Below are 1,505 nucleotides of genomic sequence, written 5' to 3' on the forward strand. Positions count from 1 at the left end.
GCAGCCGCGACCTGCAGGCGTGGGCGCGCAACTACCAGCTGAAGGACGGCAAAGGCACACGCCTGACACTGCTCAACAACTGGGAGAACACTGCCTTCGACTTCGATCAGGACATTCTGGCCGAACTGATGAAGGAAGCCAAGGACCTGGGTGTGGACATGTTCCTGCTGGACGACGGATGGTTTGGCAACAAGTATCCGCGCAAGAACGACCGTGCCGGACTGGGCGACTGGGAAGTGACGCACGACAAGTTGCCCGGCGGCATCCGTGCCCTGACCGATGCAGCCAAGGAGGCGGGCGTGAAGTTCGGACTGTGGATAGAGCCGGAAATGGTGAATCCCAAAAGCGAACTCTTCGAGCAGCATCCCGACTGGGCCATCCACTATCCCAACCGCGAGACGTACTACTACCGCAACCAGCTGGTGCTCGACCTGAGCAACCCGGCCGTGCAGGACTACGTCTACGGCATCGTGGACAAGCTGCTGAAGGAGAACCCCGACATTGCTTACTTCAAGTGGGATTGCAACAGCCCCATCACCAACATCTACTCACCCTACCTCAAGGCCGAACAGGGACAACTGTACATCGACCATGTACGTGGCGTCTATAACGTGATGAAACGGGTGAAGGACAACTATCCCGACGTGCCCATGATGCTCTGCTCGGGCGGCGGTGCACGTTGCGACTACGAGGCGCTGAAGTATTTCACCGAGTTCTGGTGCAGCGACAATACCGATCCTGTGGAGCGCATTTACATTCAATGGGGTTTCTCGCAGTTCTTCCCGGCCAAGGCTATGTGTGCTCATGTGACGAGCTGGAACAAGGCAGCTTCGGTGAAGTTCCGTACCGATGTGGCTTCGATGTGCAAGCTGGGTTTCGACCTGGGACTGAAGGAGCTGAGTGCTGACGAATTGCTCTACTGCCAGACGGCTGTGGCCAACTGGAAACGTCTGCAACCCGTCATTCTGGACGGTAGTCAGTATCGTCTGGTGTCACCTTACGAAAGCAACCACATGGCAGTAAACTACGTGAGCACGGACAGCCGCAAGGCCGTACTCTTTGCCTACGATGTCTATCCGCGCTATCAGGAGAAACTGCTGCCCGTCCGCTTGCAGGGACTTGACCCGACGAAGCGTTACAAGGTAGAGGAAATCAACCTGATGCCCGGTACACAGTCCACACTGCTTGCCAACGGCAAAGTGCTTTCGGGCGACTATCTGATGAAGGTGGGACTCGACGCTTTCGGCTTCCAGCCGATGCAGAGTCGGGGGGGGGTCCAGCCGATGCAGAGTCGGGTGGTGGAACTGACGGAGGTAGAATGAATATCGCTTCTCTAACTTCTTTAAATTCTTAAAAACAATGACCGCAAAACAACAAATGAAATACGGAAGGCTGATACCCGTCATGCTTTGCTTTTTCGCCATGGGCTTTGTTGACCTGGTGGGTATCGCTTCCAATTACGTAAAGGCCGACTTGGGGCTGACGGACTCGCAGGCCAATATTTT

The 1,505-nt window shown here is 55.6% G+C and carries 1 protein-coding gene and 1 pseudogene (1 of these 2 only partly in view); both read left to right on the forward strand.

Annotation, left to right across the window (positions count from 1 at the left end; translation table 11 throughout):
• On the forward strand, window positions 1-1,322 hold the 3' portion of the coding sequence (locus QVP67_RS07985; RefSeq protein ID WP_022163042.1) for an alpha-galactosidase. The gene continues 928 nt to the left of window position 1, outside the view; the window shows 1,322 of its 2,250 coding nt (coding positions 929-2,250); its start codon lies beyond the left edge, outside the window; it ends in the stop codon at window positions 1,320-1,322.
• Window positions 1,323-1,359: 37 nt separating this feature from the next.
• Window positions 1,360-1,505 (forward strand): annotated as a pseudogene (locus tag QVP67_RS07990) (MFS transporter); the annotation flags it as partial.

Origin of the sequence: Bacteroides sp. CAG:633 (genome assembly GCF_000435115.1) — a bacterium.
Lineage (GTDB): Bacteria > Bacteroidota > Bacteroidia > Bacteroidales > Bacteroidaceae > Bacteroides > Bacteroides ndongoniae.